We start from the raw sequence: 20,116 nt of genomic DNA, 5'->3' as shown, positions 1-20,116 counted from the left end.
CCGCTGGAACTGGGGTCCATCATCCCTTTCGCGCGCCGGACACGGCGCGTATCGTGTGGAAACCAACGCGCCTTTGGGGGTGGGAAGTGGAGGCCCAACGTCTGCCGCTGAACCAGATGCGCGCCTCGGACACCGAGCGGGACCTGACGGTCGACCGCCTCGCGGTGGCGTTCTCCGAGGGCCGTCTGGACCACGAGGAGTACGAGCGCCGCGTGGGCGCCGCCCTGAGCTCGGTCCTGGTCGGTGAGCTGCGCTCCCTGACCGCCGACCTCCCCGAACCCGAGATCCCCGTGCCGCCGCCGAGAGTCCACCGTGAGCGCCACCGCGACCGCGATCCCGCGGGTGCTCCGGTGCCCTGGGAGGAGTGGGGCGAGGAGTGGCGCTGGTGGCTGGGTGTGGCCGGGGCGCTGACGGGTGTCTGGGGCGTGGCCAGCCTGCTCGGCGGCGAACTGGTTCCGTACTGGCCCCTGGTCCCGCTGGGGATCTGGGCGGCGGTCCTGCTCGCCTCCGCCATCTGGCCGAGCGAGGACACCCCTCCCTGAGGTTCGGCGCCGGGAGGCGGCTCAGCCGACGGCGTGCAGCCAGCGCACCGGGGCGCCGTCACCCGCGTAGCGGAAGGGTTCGAGCTCCTCGTCCCAGGCACGGCCGGTGAGGCGGTCGAGTTCGGCGGCGAGGTCGGTGCCCTCGGCGGCGGCGGTGGCCATGGCGGCGCGCAGTCGACCCTCGGGAACGAGGACCTCACCCGCGGCGCTGGTCACGGCGGTGAACACGCCGAGGCCGGGCGTGTAGCTGTAGCGCATGCCGTCGCAGCCGGGCGAGGCCTCCTCGGTCACCTCGAACCGCAGGCGCTGCCATTCGTTGAGTGCGGAGGCCATGGCGGCCGAGGTCCCCGCCCTCCCCTGCCAGTTGAGCTCGGCACGGTGATGGCCGGGGGCCGCCGGCTGCGCGACCCAGTCGAGTTTGACGGGTACTCCAACGACACCCGCGACCGCCCACTCGACATGTGGGCACAGCGCCGCGGGTGCGGAGTGGACGTACAAGACGCCACGTGCGGACACCGAACCTCCTGATACGAACGAGTGCGCTTCCCCGACGCCCTCGTACTACGAGAAGGTTGCATACCCGCCTGAATGCCTTTTGCCCCATTGTGCCCCAATGGCACCCTGAGAACCATCTCGCACGCTGGTATTTTCCAGCGTTCCCACCGCACCCGGGACACCCAGTGATTAGCGTGTGGCCCAGGCGGCGACAGGGAGTCCGATCATAGTGGGGGCGGATGTGCCAGACCAGACTCGAGAGGGCATCCAGTCTCCGGAAACCCGCGACAGAAACGCCCATCAGTACTGTTCAGGGTATGTTTCTACCACTTCTTCGCCGGTTCCGGCCACAACCGGCCCCGTTCCCGCGCCGTCTCCCGAGCCGGCCGAGGCCACCGACGCCGAACTCGTCCTGGGCGCCTGCCACGGCGGGGCCGACGCGTGGGAGGCGATCGTGGACCGCCACCTCGCGATGGTGAACGCCGTCGCGCGGTCCTACCGGCTCCCCCGGCAGGACCACGAGGACGCCGTCCAGACGGTCTGGCTCCGCCTCAACCAGCACCTGACCCGCCTCCACTCACCGCACCGGCTCGCCGCCTGGCTGCGCCGGGCCACGCACACGGCCTGTGACCGTCAGCGGCGCCACCGGCAGCGCTTCGTCCCCGTGGACCCCTCGGACATGGACGGGTACGCCCACGACCGGGACGACCCCGAGCTCCGGTACCTGCACGCGGAACGGCACGCCGCCCTCCTGCGCGCCGTCGACGCCCTCACCGACCCGGTGGACCGCCGGGTCGCACGCCTCTACCTCGACGACTCCCCCGACGCCGGACCGATCTCCCACCGGACCACCCCGAACCAGCGGCGGCATCTGATCCGCCAACTCCGCCGCTCCCTTCGAGCGAACGCGGATCCGAGCGAAAGGCGTGCGTGAACCGTGCGGAACGACCCAGACCCACGTCAGGACCGATCCGGTCGGGCCGCCGCGCTGGCCGCCTTCGACCGCTCCCTGGACGAGGCCCGGATGGCCAGAACCGTCAGTGACTCGGCCCCCTCCCCGGAGGATCCGCTCCAGCGCGACGGTCGGGAGAGCGCCCCGAGCCTCCTGGGCTTCGACCTGGACGGAGTCCACCTGGACCTTCAGGTGCGCGCGAGCGGCGGCCAACGCCTCCTGTCCGGCCTGGTCAGGGGCGACTTCGACCACGTGGACGTGCGCCTCCGGCGCCCGGACGCCACGCTTCTCCTGTTCGTCGGGATGGACGGCCGCTTCGACACCTCCGTACCTCCGGGGCCGCTGTGCCTGGTCGTCGAGTGCCCCGGCCGCCCCCTCACGGTCACGGACTGGTTCACCGTCTGAACCCGGAACGGGGGCGGCGGTCGCGGGCGGGGAGCGAGAATCGGCCACGGTCCGAACCCGCATTCGGATCGTGCACCCGAGCGACCCCATGCCCTCATGCGCCCGGGTTCGTCCTGATCCACGAACGACCGGATATCCACAGGTTGACGCGGGCCACTCCCGCCCGGCCGGACACACTGCTATCACTGGAGTGGACCGCCCCCTGGCGAAAGAAGGCTGCCGGACGTGCTCCCCCGCGCAACGCCCGCCCGCTCGACCACAAGCCCTCCCCCAGACGACGACCCCCCGTTCCTGGCCACCGGACGCGCACTGTTGGCGCAGGTCAACCAGGGTGTGAGGTTGGCCCAGGCCGGACGCTGCGACCAGACCGTGGTACTCCTCGACGACACCCGCAGGCGTCTGCGCGGCCACCCCGTCTCGGAGCTCGGCCCGGTGCTCCCCGGCGTCCTCACCGACCTCGGGCTGGCCCAGACCCTCTGCGGACGCTTCGGCGCTGCCCAGGACCATCTTCACGAGGCGCTCTCCCTGGCCGAGTCGCGCCGCCTCCCCCTGCTGGGGTTGGTGGCCCGGCACAACCTCGGCTGTCTGGACCTCTACAGGGGCCACACCGACACCGCCATCACCACCTTCCACGACCTCGCGCAGCGGATGCCCGACGACCGCCAGGGCCCGCTGCGGGTGGACCTGGCCGAGGCCCTGCTCTCGGTGGGGCTGGTGGAGGAGGCGGGGCGCACCCTGGCCGAGGCCCCCTGGCGCACCGACGAGGACGGCACCGCGCGCGTGCTGGTGGAGGCCAAGCTCCGTCTCATGGAGGGGGACCACCCCGGCGCGCTCCTCCTCACCCGGAGAATCCGCGCGGGCCTGGGCCCGGGTTCGCTCTGGAACGGCCTGGCACGCCGGTTGGAACGCGTGGCCGACGGCGCCACGCGGAGCCGCGCGCCCGCCCGCCGGGCCAGGGACCTCCTGGAACTCCGTGTTCCCGCCGTGGCACCACCCTTCGGCCCGAAGCCCTCGGGGTGTCCCGGTGACCGGTCCCCCGGCCACCGGAACGCCTGGGACGTCGCCGGAGGGCGTGGTCCGCTCACGGACGCCCGTCGAGCACTGGAGCGTCTCTCCGAGCGCAGGGGCGCCGCGCCCGGGCCCTGGCTCGGGACCGCCGTCCGCGACCCGCACGTGCTCCGGGCCGGTTTGGAGACCTCCCTGCTCGCCGGGGATCCCGCGACCGCCCTGGAGTGGGCCGAGCTGGGCCGCACCTGGGCCGAGGGACTGACGCCGACCCCCGAGTCCGCCTCCGCGCCCAGGATGGCGGACCCGACCGGCCGCTACCGCCTGGCCCTGGGACGCGGCGCCGGTCCCGAGGCCCGCCACCACGCCCGGCGCTGGGAGTCCGCGCACTGGCGGGTGCCCCGTACGGGGTCCCACGCGCCACGCGAGCACCGGCTCCCGGTCCTGGAGACGCTGTTGGAGCGCCTGGACGGCCGGGCGTTCGTCCACTACACGGTGGCCGGATCCGAGGCCGTCGCGCTGGTCGCGGTGGCCGGACGCGTGCACGCGCGCGGTCTCGGGCCCCTCGTGCGCGTCCGTCGGGCACTCGGCAGGTTCGTCCACGAGCGGACCGTGCCACGGACACGGCCGCCCCGTCGTTCCGATCCCGACCGCCCGGTGTCGGGCGCGGCGGCGCTGGTCTCCTCGACCCTCCTCGCCCCGCTGCTGCCCCTGATCGGGAACCGTTCACTGCTGGTGACGGCCGCGCCGTACGTGGGTGACCTCCCCTGGGGGCAGCTCCCGGGGCTGCGCGGGCGGCCGGTGCGCCTGGTGCCCACGGCGAGGTCCTGGGCGGAACGACCGCCTGTCCGGCCCCGCCGGGACCGGGTCCTGCTGGTGTGCGGGCCGGAGCCACGCCGGGCACGGCTGGAGGTGGCCGCCCTCGCCGGAGCGCATCCGGGCGCGCGGCTCCTGGTCCACGCGGGCCGGAGGCGGATCCTCGACGCGCTGGCCCGCTGCGACCTCGCCCATCTCGCCGGGCACGGGAACGTCGGGGACCGTACGCCCATGCTCGACCGGTTCGAGCTGCGCGACGGGCCGCTGCTCGCCTGCGACCTGACGGCGCTCCCCTCCGCTCCGGCGCTGGCGGTCCTCTCCAGCTGCTGGGGCGGGCACGGCTTCGGCGGCGCGCCGGGGCGGCCGGGCGGCTTCGTGGGTGCCCTGCTGGCCCGGGGCACGCGCACGGTGGTGGCCAGTCCGGTGCCGGTGGACGACGAGCGGACCGAAGTGGCCATGCGCTCGTTCCACCGGGAGCTCGCGCACGGCGCCGAGGTGGCCGAGGCCGTGGCGGAGCACCTCGGCCACCTCGGCTTCTGCTGTTACGGGACCTGAGTGACCGGGGCGCGGCGGACCGTGTCACCACCGCGCCCCGTCACGTTCCTACCAACCGCGCTCGCGCCACTCCGCGAGGTGCGGACGCTCAGCGCCCAGGGTGGTGTCTCCGCCGTGCCCGGGGTACACCCAGGTGTCGTCGCCCAGGGCGCCGAAGAGCCGCTCCGACACGTCACCGAACAGCGTCTGGAAGTCAGTGTCGGACCAGGTCTTGCCGACCCCGCCCGGGAAGAGGCTGTCACCGGTGAACAGGTGGGTGTGGCCGTCGGGGTCGTCGTAGCGCAGGGCGATCGACCCGGGCGTGTGGCCGCGCAGGTGGATGACCGTGAGTGCGCTGTCCCCGACCGGGACGGTGCCGCCGTGGGCGACCGGCTCGTCCACCGACACCGGCAGTTCGTCAGCGTCGTCGGGGTGGGCGACCGTGCGGGCGCCGGTCTGGCCGACGACCTCGGCCAGGGCCTGCCAGTGGTCCTGGTGGCGGTGGGTGGTGACCACTCGGGTCAGCCCGTCCTCACCGATCATCTCCAGGATTCGGTCGGGTTCGGCCGCCGCGTCGATGAGGACCGCCTCGCCCGTGCTCCGGCAGCGGAGGAGGTAGGCGTTGTTGTCCATCGGGCCCACGGCCAGCTTGGTGATCGTCAGATGCGGTAGTTGGCGCAGGTCGGCGGGGCCGCCGACCTTGGTATCTCCGGAGTAGCTCACCCGACCATTGTGGCCTGTCGTGGGAAGAGTGGAAACCCGGGTGGGGCACCCGGTGATTCGGGTGTCCCGTCTCCGGCGCCGAGCGGTGCCCGGACGGCGTCAGCGTGCCCAGCGTGGCGGGCGCTTCTCGAAGAAGGACGCCCGGCCCTCCGCCGCGTCCTCACCGGCGAAGAACTCGGCGGAGAGCTCTCCCATGCGGGTGAACACCTCGGTGCGCCGGTCCGGGGCCGCCTGGGCTCCGCCGCCGAGCTCCCCCAGGAGTTCCTTGGTGCGGGACAGCGCGGTCGGGGCCGAGCCGCGCAGCCCTTGGAGGACGGCGTCCAACGCCTGGTCCATGTCGCGGTCGGGGACGGCCTGGGTGATGAGCCCCGCCCGGGCCGCGTCGGAGGCGTCGAAGAGCTCCCCGGTGAGGAAGTAGCGGCTGAGCTGGCGCGAGTGCATGCGCGCCGAGACCGGGACGGAGATGATCGCCGGAACCACTCCGATCCGCACCTCGGTGAAGGCGAAGGTGGCGCTCTTGGGGGCGAGCGCGATGTCGGCGGCGGCCACCAGGCCGATCCCGCCCGCGCGGGCCGCACCGTTGAGGGCGGCGACCACCGGTTTGGGGCCGCCCATGATCTGCTCGAAGATCTCGGGGAGCTCCGGCGCGGGTGCGACCGGGGCCCCCTGGAGGGCCGCACCGACCTCCTTGAGGTCCGCGCCCGCGCAGAACACCGGGCCGCTCCCGGTGAGGACCACGCCCCGGACCTCGTCGTCGGCCATGGCGGCGGAGAGCGCCGCCGAGAGCTGGGAGCGCAGCCGGGCGGACAGCGCGTTGCGGTTGCGCGGGGAGTCCAGAGTGATGGTGGCGATGGCCCGGTCGACGTTCGAGCGTACGAGGGGGGCGTCGCCCGAGGGGTTCGGGGGTGTCGGGTGCTGCGTCATCGCTGGCTGACCTCTCTCCGTTGGACGCGCGCGGAGGCCACGGCGTCACTGGCGGCGGTACGGCGGCGGTCCCGGCCATGCCGACCGACGACGAGTCTGCCGGGTCCGTGTTACGGGCGAGCGCGCTCGTGTTACGTGCACCACACGCTAGCGTTCACGCCCGCCCCGGCTCCCACCGCCCCACGGAACGGGGCCGGGGCGGCCTCCGTGGAGATCGCCCCGGCCCCGCCGGGTGTGCTTGGCTCGCGTCCGCCGTGTCAGCGACGCGTGGTCGCGGCGGACAGCGCGTCCGCGAAGTGCAGCATGGTGGTGACCGCCTCCGCGCCGTCTGCCGCCTCGCTGACCCTCAGAGTGAGCGGCTCGGCGGTGAGGGCGCCCGTGTATCCGTGGTCGAGCTCGCAGCTCTCGTCCGCGCACGAGGCCGGTTCGAGGTCGATGTGCGCGACCGCGCCCCAGTTCACCGAGAGGTTCACGCTGAGCACCAGCTCACTGGGCAGGCTGCCCGGCGTGTACTGGGCGGGGTTGGGAACGACCCGGGTCAGCGCCACCGACTGGATGTTGCCCAGCTGGATGCTGTCGGTCGTGGTGGAGGCGTGCGAGGTCCCACCGGGTTCGGTGGGCGGGTGCTCGTCGGTGTGACAGACGACGAGACGGGTGGCGGTCAGCAGCATGACGGTGATGTGCCGACGCATCTCCATGGCCGGGTCGAAGGTCGCCTCATGGTGCACGATGAACGCCTCGGCGTCCTCCTCGCCCAGGGTGGTCGCGACGGCGTCGATCACCAGAGCCGGGTAGTAACCGCTCCGCTCGATCTCCAGGCGCCAATCCGTGGACACGGCACGTGTTTTCCTCATACCTCTATCCTGCCCCCTTCCGGCGACACTTCGCGACCGTCCGCCGAAACGGGAGACCCATTCCCTGATCAGAACGTCACCCCGCGCAGACGGCGCGGTCCCACGTCGGGACGGACCTCGGGGGCCTCGCGCAGCCACATTCGGGCGCCCAGGACGTGCGCTCCGGTGGCGTTGACCAGAACCGGGTCCAGGTCCACGTAGCCGATCTCCGGGAAGGCCTCCACCAGTCGGGACACCCGGATGAGCAGTTCCTCCAGGGCCTCCACGTTGGGCTGCTCGGCCAACGAGGTGGCGCCCGCGGGCAGTCCGAACAGCAGCGGGGCGGCCCGAACCGCGTGGATGAGGTCGGCCGCGTCCATGTCGGTTAGCGGCGCCAGCCGGAAGGAGCGGTCGTCGAGCAGCTCGGCGGTGACGTCCGCCAGCCCGAAGGAGACCACCGAGCCGAAGGACTGGTTGTCGCCCGCGCGCACCACCGTGGGAACGCCGGGCGCGGCCATCCGCTGGACCACCAGCTCCGCCTCGCCACCGAAGCGGTCCTCCAGGGACAGGTAGGCGCTCCGAACGTCCTCGGGCGTGCGCAGGTCGGCGCGGACGAACGTGCCTCCCGCGCGCACCCGCAGGTCGGGGGCGTCGGCCTTGACCACGGCGGGGTAGCCGAGCTCACCGGCGGCGACCACGGCCTCCTCGGCGGAGGTGACCCTGATGTCCGGGTAGGCGGCGATACCGTAGCAGGCCAGGAGGTCGCGGGCGTCCTCGGAGGAGATCGCCGTCTCCTCGTCGTAGCGTCGCTCGCCGCCGAACCAGGCGACGTCGTCGTCGGTCGGCGCGGCCTTCTTGAGCGCGCGGCCGATGGTGGCACGGGCCCGGGCGCGGTCGATGTCGGGCAGTTCGGGGTGGCGTCCGGGCTTGCGGTTGCGCCACTGGGCGTACCGGGTGGCGTGGGCGACGGCCCGGACGGCGTCCTCGGGAGAGGGGTAGGAGGGCACCGAGCCGTGCAGGGTCTGCCCCTGGTCACCGACGTGCCTGAGCTCCTCGGGGAGGCCCTGGCGCGCGAGATAGGTGGTGACGATGGGCTTGTCCGAGTCCAGGGAGCGGGCACGCAGGACACGGGCGACGTCGTCACCGATGGGGTGCAGGGCCGGGACGAAGACCACCACGATCGAGTGGACGTCCTCGGCGGCCTGCGCGGCCCGGATCGCGGTGTCGAAGTCGTCGGCGGTGGCCTGCGGACCCAGGTTGACCGGGTCGTGCGGCTTGAGCCCCTGACGGACCGCCGCGTCCTTGACCAGCAGCTCCAGGGAGTCGGAGTTGCCGATGATGCCCACCCGCGGCCCCTCGGGCAGCGGCTGGTAGGCGAACACCTGGGCGGCGTCGAACATCTGCGTGATGTCGTCCACGCGCACCACGCCCGCCTGCTGGAACAGGGACGTGACGGCGTAGTCGGGCAGGGCCAGGCCACCGGCGGCGTGCCCGGTGGGGGTGGTCCGCGCGGATCCGCCGCTGCGCACGGCGACGACCGGCTTCTGCTTGGCCAGGCGCCGGGCGAGGCGGGTGAACTTGCGCGGGTTGCCCAGGGACTCCAGGTACTGGAGGACCACCTTGGTGGCGGGGTCCTCCTGCCAGTACTGCATGAGGTCGTTGCCGGACACGTCCGCGCGGTTGCCCGCCGAGACGAAGGTGGACAGGCCCATGCCGCGTTCGGCCACCCGCTGGAGGATGGCCCGGCCCAGGGCTCCGGACTGGGAGAAGAAGCCGATGGGGCCCTGCGGGGGCAGGTCCGGGGAGAGGGTGGCGTTGAGCGAGACCGTGGGATCGCTGTTGGCGATGCCCAGGCAGTTCGGCCCGACCACGCGCATACCGGCGGCGCGGGCGGTGCGCACCAGTTCGTCCTGGCGGGCGCGCCCCTCGGGGCCGACCTCACCGAACCCGGAGCTGACCACGATCAGCCCGTGCACGCCCTTCTCCGCGCACTGTTCGACCACGTCGACGACGGTGTCGGCGCGCACGGCCACCACGGCGAGGTCGATCTGGTCGGGGATGTCGAGGACGGAGGGGTAGGCGCGGACGCCGACGACGGCCTTGGCCTCGGGGTGGACCGGGTAGACGGGGCCCTGGAACTCGCCGCCGAGCAGGTTGCGCAGCGCGGTCTGGCCGATGGTGTGCGCCGTGCGGCTGGCCCCGATGACGGCGACGGACTCGGGGAAGAGCAGGCGGGCGATGGAGCGCGACTCGGCGCGCTGTTCGCGGGCCCGCATGACCTCGGTGGAGTCGTCCGTGGGCTGAAGGTCGAGGGTGAGGCGGATGACGCCCTCGTCGAAGGTCTGCTGCGCGGTGTACCCGGCCTCGCGGAAGACGTTGATCATGCGCCGGTTCTCGGGCAGGACGTCCGCGATGAAACGGCGCACCCCGCGTTCGCGGGCGGCGGCTCCGATGTGCTCCAGGAGCACCGAGGCCAGGCCACGCCCCTGGTGCCCGTCCTCCACGACGAAGGCCACCTCGGCCTCCTCGGGGGCGACCTTGTCATACCGCACCACGGAGACCATGGAGTCGGAGATGGTGGCGACCAGGGCCACGCGGTCCTCGTAGTCGACCGTCGTGAAGCGTTTCACGTCCCGGTCGGAGAGCTTGGGGTAGGGCGCGAAGAACCGGTAGTAGATCGTCTCCGGTGAGAGCCTGGAGTGGAACTCGCGCAGCAGGTCGGCGTCGTCAGGGGTGATGGGGCGCAGGTGCGCGGTGCCTCCGTCGGTCAGGACGACGTCGGCTTCCCAGTGGTTCGGGTAGGACTGCACGACAGCGAGACTAGACGACAATCGGTCGAATTCGGGGAAAGTCCATGCGGGATGACCGAAATCGACCCCTCAGGCGGGCCTCGCGAACGGGGGGTCGAGACCCTCGGACACGCGCGGCGACCGGTGCGTGGGCATACAGAGAGGGCCCCGAGGTTCCGGTTCCACGACACGAGCGGGACCCACGCCCTCGGAGTGTGCCCGACCGGTTCCGGTGACGGTCGGGCGTCCGAGATCACGCCGAGTGCGGATAGTCTTCCTGGGTGGGTCGAAACCCCCTCGTACGCAGGGCCTCACGATCCGCGGCGGCCCCCGCGCGACCGCGTGTCCCGGGCGCTGTCAGTTCGTTACCCGACACTGATCGTTAAGCTGTTAACGTCGTGCGGGCACAGATTCTCAAACCCTCGGTGGTGGCTGGCGAAATGACTCGAGTGGTCGTGATCGGTGATCTGATGACCGATGCCGTCGCGCGCGCGTTCCACCCGTTGGCCCGCGGCAGCGACACCCCGGCGTCGGTGATCATGTACGGCGGCGGTTCCGGGGCGAACATCGCCTCGTGGCTCGCGGTCGAGGGCACCGAGACCACGTTCGTCGGTCGTCGCGGCTCCGACATCACCGGGCGCACCCGCGAGATGGAGCTCATGGGCTACGGCCTGGACTCCCGCATGGTGATGGACCCCGAGCGCTCCACCGGCACCTGCGTGGTCATGATCACCCACCGGGGCGACCGGACGATGCTGAGCGACCCCGGCGCCAACGCCCGTCTCCAGCCCGAGGACCTGCCCCGCGACGTGTTCGGCCCCGACGGCCACCTGCACGTGTCCGGGTACACGCTGATCAACTCCGACTCCCGCCGCGCGGCCCGGGTGGCCCTGCGCATGGCGCGGGAGAGCGGCATGTCCATCTCCGTGGACGGCGGCTCGCACGCGCCGCTGGAGCGCGCGGGGGCGGAGAACTTCCTCGACTGGACGCAGGGCGCGCGGCTGTTGTTCGTCAACGTCGACCAGGCCCGGGTGCTCACCGGTCGGGACGACGCCGAGGCCGCCGCGAAGGTGCTCACCGCCTGGTTCCCCAACGTCGTGATCAAGCTCGGCGAGGAGGGTGGCCTGTGGGCCTCCAAGACCCGCGAGGACTGCGTGCGGGCCCCCGCCGAGCCGGTGGACCCCTCCCCCGGTTCGGTCGGCGCCGGTGACGCGTTCATCGCCGGGTTCCTCCCCGCGTGGCTGACCGGCCGGCACCCCAAGGAGGCACTGGGCCGGGCCAGCAGGCTGGCCGCCCGTGCCCTGCACCAGCCGGGTGCCCGCCCGGACCTGGGTGAGGGCCAGCCGGTGCGCCGGGGCGCGCCCCGGGGCCAGCGCCTGCGCTAGACCCGTCAGGTTCCTCCGACGAGACCCCGCACCCCAGGGTGGCGGGGTCTCGTCATGTCCGCCCGGCGACCCCGCCCGGCACGGTGCGTTGCCGGATTGACCCGCGCACCGCGAGGAGGCCCCGCCCAGCGGTTCCCGGCCGGGGACCGCTGGGCGGGGCAGGCGCACCGTCAGGGCCATCCCGACCCGCGTGGTCACCCTCCCGTGGTGGACAGGGTCAGCGGCAGCACCTCCGGGGCTCCCGCCTTGCGGAGCAGGGCCGCGCCCACGGTCAGGCTCCACCCCGTGTCGGTCTGGTCGTCCACCAGCAGGATCGGGCCCGGGGTGTCTCTCTGGAGCTCGGCCACGCGGTCGGCCAGCGCGGGATCCACCACCAGCGCGTTGTACACCTGCTCCAGTCGCATCGCGCTGTTGTGGCGGCGCGGGCCAGGGCCCGCCGGGGTCCGGTAGGACAGGGAGCCGAGCGGCGCGAGTCGGCCGAGTTCGGAGATACGGGCGGCCAGGTCCCCCACGAGGGTCGGGCGGGAGAGCGAGGGCATCGCGACCACCCCGACCGGTCGGTTCTCCCATCCCCACGCGGCGAGCACACGCACCACACCCTGGAGGAGTCGCTCGTCCACGGGGGTGTCCGGGGCGTCCTCGGCGAAGACGCGGCGCAGCTCGGTACCCCAGCCGATGTCGGTGAGCCGGCCCAGGGCACGCCCCTCGCCCGCCCGCAGGTTCTCGGGGATCTTGCCGGACAGGCTCACACCGAGCGTGTTCATGCCGGACGGCCACTGGCGGCGCGGCGCGAGCGGCGTGCCGGGCCGGTCCAGGTGGTCGGCGGCCGCCTGGCGGCGGCCGGTGTCGACGTCGGTGGGCCAGTACTGCCCGGTGCACACGTCGCAGCGGCCACAGGGTTCGGCGGCGGGGTCGTCGAGCTGTCGGCGGAGGAACTCCATCCGGCAGGTGTCGGTGGAGACGTAGTCGAGCATGGCGCGCTGCTCGCGTTCGCGGGCCGCGCTGACGGCGGCGTAGCGCTCCGCGTCGTAGGTCCAGGGTTCACCCGTGGCGGTCCAGCCGCCGCGCACCCGGCGCACCGCGCCGTCCACGTCCAGCACCTTGAGCATCTGCTCCAGGCGGGTGCGGCGCAGGTCCACCCTGGTCTCCAGGCTGGCGGTGGACAGGGGCCTGTCGGACTCCGCCAGAGCCCGGAGGGTCTGGCGCACGGTCTCCTCCGGGGGGAAGGACAGACCGGCGAAGTACTCCCAGATCCGGACGTCCTCGCGGCCGGGCAGGAGCACCACCTCGGCCCGTTCCACGCCACGTCCCGCACGGCCGACCTGCTGGTAGTAGGAGATCGGTGACTGCGGGGCTCCGAGGTGCACGACGAAACCCAGGTCGGGCTTGTCGAAGCCCATCCCCAGCGCGCTGGTGGCCACGAGCGCCTTCACCCGGTTGCCGAGGAGGGCGTCCTCGGCGAGCCCGCGCTCGTCGGGATCGGTCTGCCCGGTGTACGGCAGCACCTCCAGGCCCTGCTCGGTGAGGAAGCGGGCGGTCTCGGCGGCGGCGCTGACGGTGAGCGTGTAGACGATGCCCGATCCGGGGATCTTGGGCAGGTGCTCGGCCAGCCAGCTGAGCCGCGCGGTCGGGTCGGGGAGCTCGGCCACGCCCAGGCTCAGGCTCTCGCGTTCCAGGCTGCCCCGCAGGACCAGCGTGTCGGCCCGGTCGGCACCGGCCTGGAGCTGTTCAGCCACGTCATGGGTGACGCGTTCGTTGGCGGTGGCCGTGGTGGCCAGGACCGGCACCCCGTCGGGCAGGTCGTGCAGGAGGGAGCGGATGCGCCGGTAGTCGGGCCGGAAGTCGTGGCCCCAGTCGGAGACGCAGTGCGCCTCGTCGATGACGACCAGGCCCGCCCCGGCGGCGAGTTCGGGCAGGACGCGGTCCCGGAACTCCGGGTTGTTGAGCCGCTCGGGGCTGACCAGCAGGACGTCCACCAGCCCCTGGGAGACCTCGGCGTACGTGGACTCCCAGGCGGTGGTGTTGGAGCTGTTGATGGTGCGGGCGCGGATGCCCGCGCGCTCGGCCGCGGCGATCTGGTTGCGCATCAGCGCGAGCAGCGGGGAGACGATGACCGTGGGCCCCGCCCCCTCGGCCCGGCGCAGGGCGGTGGCCACGAAGTACACCGCGGACTTGCCCCAACCGGTGCGCTGCACGACCAGCGCCCGGCGGTGCTCGGCGACCAGGGCGTGGATGGCGGTCCACTGGTCCTCGCGCAGGCGGGCGGACTCGCCCGCGAGGGCGCGCAGGTGCCCCTCCGCGCGCTCGCGCAGGGCGCCTTCGGCGGCGGAGAGGGCTGGCTCGGTGGTCGTCGGCGCGTCGGGGACGGGGACGTCAGGCTGGGTGGGAGTGGCCATGACTCCTTGGTACCAGAGGCGGTGGGGGTGGAGGGGGTCGTCCACAGGCACGACGGTTCCGGGGCGCCCTCGCGGACGGGTCGGCGCGTCGGTGCCGTGGGCAAGCTCTCAGGCGGGCCCGCCCCGGGTGCCCCGGGTGCCCCGTGACGCGGCCCGCAGCGGCTCCTCCGGCGGCTCCGGCGCGCGCCCGCTCCTCCGGCGGCGTCCGGCTCCCGAACTACCGGACTACCGGATGGAGACCGGCCCCTGGTGGTGTCCGGTCGATGACCGGCGGCGCCCCGGGCCCGCTCACCGACGGTGTCCCATCCCGGGCGGTGATCGGCCCCAGGCACCCGAGCAGGGTCCACTTCCCCGGTGAGGGGGTGGTTCCTGTTCGGTGTCCGTCCCAGGCAGCCAAGCGGGACCCGGATCTCGATGGGGGCATGGTTCCCGGTGGTGTCCGGTTCCGTGGACGGGGGCCAGCGGTAACAGAATGGAAACTTTCCAGTTATGTGGCATTGCGCTCACCGAGTGTCACCTGAACACTCGACGCCAGGGCTCCGGCCCCCCAATGGGAGCGCTCCCGAACCGGTCGCCCCTTGAGAGAAGCACGAAAGGCAGACGATGGCGCAACCACGAGGCCGCCCCACCAGCGGCTTCCTCCCCCGCTTCCCCCGACACGCACAACCGCGGACGCGGACCTCCCTCGGTCTGCTCGCCGCCGCCTCCGCCCTCGTGGTCGGCGGCACGGCCCTCGCGGTCACCGGCCCCACCTCCGTCACCCCGGTCTCCGCCGAGGGCGCGGCCGAGGTCCCGGTCGGCTCCGGCAGCTACACCAGCACCCGCCCCGAGGGCGCCTCCGGCCCCTCCGACCTCAACGGCGCCCCCGTCTCGCCCAAGGTCACCGACGAGCACACGGGCCCGGCCCCCACCAACGAGTGGTGGTCCTCGCTGATCTTCCAGCGCTACCCCGACAACCCCCACGGCGAGAACCTCTTCGCGCACCCCCTGAGCTACAAGCCCCACGAGGGCGGCCTCGACATGGGCTACCCCGACTCCCACCAGATGGTCGGCGACGACCTCAAGTACGAGTACACGGCCGTCTCCGACCTCACCCTGGGGGCCGCCGGGCTCGACTCCCCCGACACCCGGACCGCCGACAGCGGCGACTGGACGGTCACCGCCCAGTGGGAGGGCGGCGGGGCCCAGCTGCGCGTCACCATCGGCCAGGGACTCCCCTTCGCCTACGCCGAGACCGAGGGCGCCGGGGCCGAGGTGACCTTCTCCGGCACCCCCGAGATCTGGCACGAGGACGGCTCCACCGTCGGCGCCACCGTCAACGGCAGGCACTACGCCCTGTTCGCGCCCTCCGACTCGCCCTGGTCCGTCTCCGGTGACACCCTCACCGCGGACACCGGCGACGACGGGTACTACTCGGTGGCCGTCCTGCCCTCACCCGAGGACCTGGACACCTTCGCCCCCTACGCCCACTCCTTCGTCACCGGCTCGGTCGTGGAGTACGACTACGACGAGGCGGCGTCCTCCCTCACCAGCACCTACCGGCTGGAGACCGAGGCCAGGGAGGGCGAGGAGACCGGAACCCTCACCGCCCTCTACCCGCACCAGTGGGCCAACGTCACGGGCGACCTCACCGACCTCGCCTACGCCTCCCCGCGCGGCGAGATGAAGGTCTCCGAGGGCGCCTCCTTCACCACCGAACTCACCACGCAGGGCATCATGCCCAGCCTGCCCACCGTCGACGCCGCCGACCACGACCGGCTGGCCGCACTGATCGACGACGTCCTCGCGGAGGAGGAGCTCTTCCCCGAGCCCGGCGACACCTACTGGGACGGCAAGGCCATGGGCCGCCTCGCGCAGCTCATCCCCATCGCGGACTCCATCGGCCACACCGAGGCCCGGGACGAACTCCTCGCCCTGGTCCAGGAGCGCCTGGAGGACTGGCTCACCGCCGGAGGCACCCGCCAGTTCCACTACGACGAGGAGTGGGGCACGATGCTCGGCTACCCCGACAGCTTCGGGGCCGCCACCGAACTCAACGACCACGACTTCCACTACGGCTACTTCGTCTCGGCCGCCGCCGTTGTCGCCCGCTACGATCGCGACTGGGCCGACGAGGACGCCTGGGGAGGCATGATCCGCCTGCTCATCCAGGACGTGGCCGGTACCGACGGGGACATGTTCCCCCGGCTGCGCTCCTTCTCCCCCTACGCCGGACACGGCTGGGCCTCCGGCCACGCCGGGTTCGCCGCCGGCAACAACCAGGAGTCCTCCTCCGAGGGCATGCACTTCGCCGCCGCCACCGCCCACTTCGGCGCGCTGACCGGCGACGAGGAGCTGCGCGACCTCGGCGTCTACCTCCACACCACCCAGGCCTCCACCATCGCCCGCTACTGGCAGAACGCGGGCGGGGACACCTTCCCCGAGGACTACCCCGAGGACGTCGTGGGCATGGTCTGGGGCGACGGCGGCGACTACCGCATCTGGTGGGACGGCGGCCACGAGGAGCACTACGGCATCAACTACCTGCCCATCACCGCGGGTTCCCTGTACCTCGGGCACGACCCCGAGCACGCCGGGGTGATCTACGAGTCACTCGTGGACAAGCTCGGCGGTGAGCCGGACATCTGGCGGGACATCCACTGGGCCCACCGCGCGCTCTCCGACGGTGACGACGCCCTCAGGATGTTCGAGGAGCAGTGGCAGACCTACGAACCCGAGGCGGGCGGCTCCAAGCCGCACACCTACCAGTGGGTCTCCACCCTCGCGGAGTTCGGCACCGTGGACGTGTCCGTGACCGCCGACACCGCCCACTACGCGGTGTTCGACAAGGGCGGGACCAGCACGTACACCGCCTTCAACCCGGGCACGGGCCCGCTCACCGTCACCTTCTCCGACGGCACCTCCCTGGAGGTCCCGGCCGGGGAGACCGCCGTGACCACCGGCTGACCGCCGCTCCTCCGCGCGCCCTCCCGTGACCGGGCGCGCGGAGGAGGGCACGCGCGCGACACGCGAGTCGTGTTCTCCGTCCCCGGGCCCTCCCGGGGACGGAAAACCGGGTCGAAGACGGTGCGAAACCCCCCAGTCGCGCGACTCACACACGCCCAACCACGCGCCCCCGTACGTTTCAGTCCCTGGCACAGGCCAGAATTACGGACATGGCCCGTACTACTTCCCGTCCCCCCGAGGATCTCGCCGAGAAGATCATCGACATCGACGTCTCCGAGGAGATGCGCGGCAGCTTCCTGGAGTACGCGTACTCGGTGATCTACCAACGCGCTCTGCCCGACGCGCGTGACGGCATGAAACCGGTCCAACGGCGCATCCTGTACCAGATGAACGAGATGGGCCTCCGGCCCGACCGCGGACACGTCAAGTGCGCCCGCGTGGTCGGGGAGGTGATGGGTCGGCTGCACCCCCACGGCGACTCCGCCATCTACGACGCCCTGGTCCGACTGAGCCAGTCCTTCGCCATGCGCGTTCCGCTGGTCGACGGCCACGGCAACTTCGGTTCCCTGGGCGGCGACGACGCCCCGGCCGCCATGCGGTACACCGAGGCCCGGCTGGACAGCGCCGCCGAGCTCCTGGTGTCCTCCATCGAGGAGGACGTCGTCGACTTCAAGCCCAACTACGACGGTCAGGAGACCGAACCCGAGGTCCTTCCCGCGGCCTTCCCCAACCTCCTGGTCAACGGCGCGTCCGGCATCGCCGTGGGCATGGCCACCAACATGGCCCCGCACAACCTGGGCGAGGTCATCGCGGCCGCGCGCCACCTGATCGCCAACCCCGAGGCCACCCTGGACGAGCTCACCGAGTTCGTCCCCGGCCCCGACCTGCCCACCGGCGGCACCATCGTCGGCCTGGACGGCGTCCGCGACGCCTACCGCAAGGGCCGCGGCACCTTCAAGACCCGCGCCACCGTCGCGATCGAGAAGGTGTCCGCGCGCCGCACCGGCCTCGTCGTCACCGAGCTGCCCTACAGCGTCGGCCCCGAGAAGGTCATCAGCCGGATCAAGGAGCTGGTGCAGTCCAAGAAGCTCCAGGGCATCTCGGACCTCAAGGACCTCACCGACCGCAACCAGGGCCTGCGCCTGGTCATCGAGCTCAAGAACGGGTTCAACCCCGAAGCGGTCCTGGAGGAGCTCTACCGGCTGACGCCGATGGAGGAGACCTTCGGCATCAACAACGTGGCCCTGGTCGACGGCCAGCCCCAGACCCTCGGCCTGCGTGAGCTGCTCGAGGTCTACGTCAACCACCGCCTCGACGTGGTCCGCCGTCGCAGCGAGCACCGGCGCAAGAAGCGCCAGGAGCGTCTGCACCTGGTCGCGGGCCTGCTCGTCGCCCTGCTCGACATCGACCGGGTCATCGCCCTCATCCGCGAGGCCGACGACACCGCCGCCGCGCGCGAGTCCCTGATGGGCGCCTACGACCTCTCCGAGATCCAGGCGCGCTACATCCTCGACACCCCGCTGCGCCGCCTCACCCGCTTCGACCGGCTGGAGCTGGAGACCGAGCGGGACAAGCTCGACCTGGAGATCGAGGAGCTCACCTCCATCCTGGAGTCGGACAAGAAGCTGCGCCGGGTGGTCTCCAAGGAGCTCAACGACGTCTCCAAGAAGTTCGCGACCCCGCGCCGCACGCAGCTGCGCGAGAGCGACGGGGTGGCCCGCGCCGCCGTCATCCCACTGGAGATGGCCGACCAGCCCTGCCACGTGCTGCTCGGGGTCGACGGCCACATCGGCCGTACCAAGGGCGCGACCCCGCCGCGCGTGTACACGGGTCTGCGCGCCAAGCACGACGCGATCGAGGTCTCCGTCCCGACCACCTCGCGCTCGGACATCGGGTTCGTCACCGACCTGGGCCGGATGATCCGGGTCCCGGTGGTGGAGCTGCCCGAGCTGCCCGCTGACGGTGACGGCGAACCCGAGCGCCCACCGTTGGCCGCGGGTCTGGACGTCGTCGAGTTCGTCCAGCTCGACGAGGGCGAGCGGGTCGTGTCGATCGTGTCCATGAACGCCTCCGGGCCCGGCTTCGTCGTGGGCACCGTCGGCGGTGTGGTCAAGCGGGTCGCCCCCGACTTCCCGCCGAACAAGGACGACTTCGAGATCATCTCGCTCAAGGACGACGACCGCGTGATCGGCGTCACCCAGCTCTCCACGGGCGAGGAGGACCTGGTCTTCGTCACCTCCGAGGCCCAGCTCCTGCGCTTCTCGGCCTCCACGGCCCGCCCGCAGGGCCGCCAGGCGGGCGGCGTGGCCGGTGTACGGCTCTCCGAGGAGGCTCGCGTACTGTGGTTCGGCGCGGTCTCCAGCCCCGAGGACTCGGTCGTGGTGACCGTGTCCGGAGGCGGCGACGCCCTGACGAGCAGCCTGCCCGGATCCGCCAAGGTCACCCCCTTCACGGCCTACCCCTCCAAGGGGCGGGCCACCGGCGGGGTGCGCTGCCACCGCTACCTGAAGGGTGAGGACACCCTGACGTTCGCGTGGGTGGGACGCGCCCCGGCACGGGCGTCGCGCGCCGACGGCAAGCCGGTCCGCCTGCCGGACCTGACCGAGCGTCGGGACGGCTCCGGGGAGGCCCTGACCAGTGCCGTCGTCACGGTCGGCAGTGGTCAGACCGACTCCGGGATCACCCCTCCCGGATCAGGAGCCTGAGTTTCACGCCAGCCGTGCGCACGGGTGTGCTTACCTGTGTGCACGGCAGTCCATGCACCCATACGACACAGGGAGTCACCACAAGTGAGCGACAGCACCAACGTCACCCCTCCCCCCGGGGCTTTCGACGACGTGTTCGGTTCCAACGCCGACTACGCCGCCGACTTCTCACTCACCGGTCTCGAACCGTTGGCCGCGCGGGGTTTGGCCCTCGTCACGTGCATGGACTCCAGGATCGAGCCGCTGGACATGCTCGGCCTCAAGCCGGGCGACGCGAAGATCCTGCGTAACGCGGGCGCCCGCGTCACGGACGACACCCTGCGTACGCTGGTGCTGGCCGTCTACCTTCTGGGCGTGGACCGTGTGCTGATCCTGCCGCACACCAAGTGCAAGATGGCGTCCGTGGAGAACGACGACGTCGTCCACGACCTCATCCTGAACGACTTCGGGGTGGACACGCGCAGCCTGGAGTTCAAGACCGACAACGACCAGCTCGGCGCGCTCCAGCACGACCTCGAACGCATCCGGCACCACCCGCTGCTGCCCAAGGGCCTGCCGGTGGCCGGGGCGATCTACGACGTGGACAACGGCAGGGTGACCCCGGTCGACCTCTAGTCCCGCTGGTTCCACGCGTCCGCCCCCGGCCCGATCGGCCGGGGGCGGACG

At 72.2% G+C, this 20,116-nt stretch carries 14 protein-coding genes; 8 read left to right on the top strand and 6 right to left on the bottom strand.

Annotated elements, in window-relative coordinates:
- Nucleotides 1-86: 86 nt before the first annotated feature.
- Nucleotides 87-542: a DUF1707 SHOCT-like domain-containing protein gene (locus ACRWK8_RS00535; RefSeq protein WP_378734968.1), complete on the top strand. Its 456-nt coding sequence runs from the start codon at nt 87-89 to the stop codon at nt 540-542.
- A 21-nt stretch (nt 543-563) separates the two neighbouring features.
- Here the strand turns inward: ACRWK8_RS00535 and ACRWK8_RS00530 are convergent, their stop codons facing one another.
- On the bottom strand, nt 564-1,058 hold the full coding sequence (locus ACRWK8_RS00530; protein WP_378734970.1) for a DUF3145 domain-containing protein: 495 nt from the start codon (nt 1,056-1,058) through the stop codon (nt 564-566).
- A 433-nt stretch (nt 1,059-1,491) separates the two neighbouring features.
- Here ACRWK8_RS00530 and ACRWK8_RS00525 point away from each other — a divergent pair, with 433 nt between their 5' ends.
- The 3 genes from ACRWK8_RS00525 to ACRWK8_RS00515 all read left to right on the top strand — a co-directional run bounded on the left by ACRWK8_RS00525 (nt 1,492) and on the right by ACRWK8_RS00515 (nt 4,770).
- The gene (locus ACRWK8_RS00525; protein WP_378734972.1) at nt 1,492-1,971 is read left to right on the top strand and encodes an RNA polymerase sigma factor; all 480 of its coding nucleotides are present in this window, start codon (nt 1,492-1,494) and stop codon (nt 1,969-1,971) included.
- A gap of 3 nt (nt 1,972-1,974) precedes the next feature.
- Nucleotides 1,975-2,394: a hypothetical protein gene (locus ACRWK8_RS00520; RefSeq protein WP_352387743.1), complete on the top strand. Its 420-nt coding sequence runs from the start codon at nt 1,975-1,977 to the stop codon at nt 2,392-2,394.
- Nucleotides 2,395-2,619: 225 nt separating this feature from the next.
- The gene (locus ACRWK8_RS00515; protein ID WP_431867589.1) at nt 2,620-4,770 is read left to right on the top strand and encodes a CHAT domain-containing protein; all 2,151 of its coding nucleotides are present in this window, start codon (nt 2,620-2,622) and stop codon (nt 4,768-4,770) included.
- A 48-nt stretch (nt 4,771-4,818) separates the two neighbouring features.
- Here the strand turns inward: ACRWK8_RS00515 and ACRWK8_RS00510 are convergent, their stop codons facing one another.
- The 4 genes from ACRWK8_RS00510 to ACRWK8_RS00495 form a co-directional block, all read right to left on the bottom strand.
- The gene (locus ACRWK8_RS00510) at nt 4,819-5,472 is read right to left on the bottom strand and encodes an MBL fold metallo-hydrolase (protein ID WP_378734975.1); all 654 of its coding nucleotides are present in this window, start codon (nt 5,470-5,472) and stop codon (nt 4,819-4,821) included.
- A gap of 99 nt (nt 5,473-5,571) precedes the next feature.
- Nucleotides 5,572-6,396, bottom strand: a complete 825-nt coding sequence (locus ACRWK8_RS00505) for an enoyl-CoA hydratase-related protein (RefSeq protein WP_378734977.1) — start codon at nt 6,394-6,396, stop codon at nt 5,572-5,574.
- Between the two features lie 257 nt (nt 6,397-6,653).
- Entirely contained in the window at nt 6,654-7,232 is a 579-nt protein-coding gene (locus ACRWK8_RS00500) for a DUF5998 family protein (protein WP_378735365.1), read from the bottom strand.
- A gap of 86 nt (nt 7,233-7,318) precedes the next feature.
- Entirely contained in the window at nt 7,319-10,039 is a 2,721-nt protein-coding gene (locus ACRWK8_RS00495; protein ID WP_378734979.1) for a bifunctional acetate--CoA ligase family protein/GNAT family N-acetyltransferase, read from the bottom strand.
- Nucleotides 10,040-10,467: 428 nt separating this feature from the next.
- On the opposite strand from ACRWK8_RS00495, the gene ACRWK8_RS00490 reads away from it, so the two are divergent.
- Nucleotides 10,468-11,403, top strand: a complete 936-nt coding sequence (locus ACRWK8_RS00490) for a carbohydrate kinase family protein (RefSeq protein ID WP_378735367.1) — start codon at nt 10,468-10,470, stop codon at nt 11,401-11,403.
- A 194-nt stretch (nt 11,404-11,597) separates the two neighbouring features.
- Here ACRWK8_RS00490 and ACRWK8_RS00485 read toward each other — a convergent pair whose 3' ends face one another.
- Nucleotides 11,598-13,799 carry a RecQ family ATP-dependent DNA helicase gene (locus ACRWK8_RS00485; protein WP_431867588.1) on the bottom strand — a complete coding sequence of 734 codons (2,202 nt, stop codon included), beginning with the start codon at nt 13,797-13,799 and terminating at the stop codon, nt 11,598-11,600.
- A 603-nt stretch (nt 13,800-14,402) separates the two neighbouring features.
- Here ACRWK8_RS00485 and ACRWK8_RS00480 point away from each other — a divergent pair.
- The 3 genes from ACRWK8_RS00480 to ACRWK8_RS00470 all read left to right on the top strand — a co-directional run bounded on the left by ACRWK8_RS00480 (nt 14,403) and on the right by ACRWK8_RS00470 (nt 20,065).
- Nucleotides 14,403-16,745, top strand: a complete 2,343-nt coding sequence (locus tag ACRWK8_RS00480) for a glycosyl hydrolase (protein ID WP_378734983.1) — start codon at nt 14,403-14,405, stop codon at nt 16,743-16,745.
- A 209-nt stretch (nt 16,746-16,954) separates the two neighbouring features.
- Entirely contained in the window at nt 16,955-19,450 is a 2,496-nt protein-coding gene (locus ACRWK8_RS00475) for a DNA gyrase/topoisomerase IV subunit A (protein WP_431867587.1), read from the top strand.
- 84 nt (nt 19,451-19,534) lie between these two features.
- Complete coding sequence (locus tag ACRWK8_RS00470) at nt 19,535-20,065, top strand: beta-class carbonic anhydrase (RefSeq protein WP_378734987.1); 531 nt, start codon at nt 19,535-19,537, stop codon at nt 20,063-20,065.
- Nucleotides 20,066-20,116: the final 51 nt, after the last annotated feature.

Origin of the sequence: Nocardiopsis eucommiae (assembly GCF_965344335.1) — a bacterium.
In the GTDB taxonomy this organism is placed as follows: domain Bacteria; phylum Actinomycetota; class Actinomycetes; order Streptosporangiales; family Streptosporangiaceae; genus Nocardiopsis; species Nocardiopsis eucommiae.
Note: the sequence above shows the minus strand (reverse complement) of the source record. Positions and strands in the feature narration are given on the sequence as shown.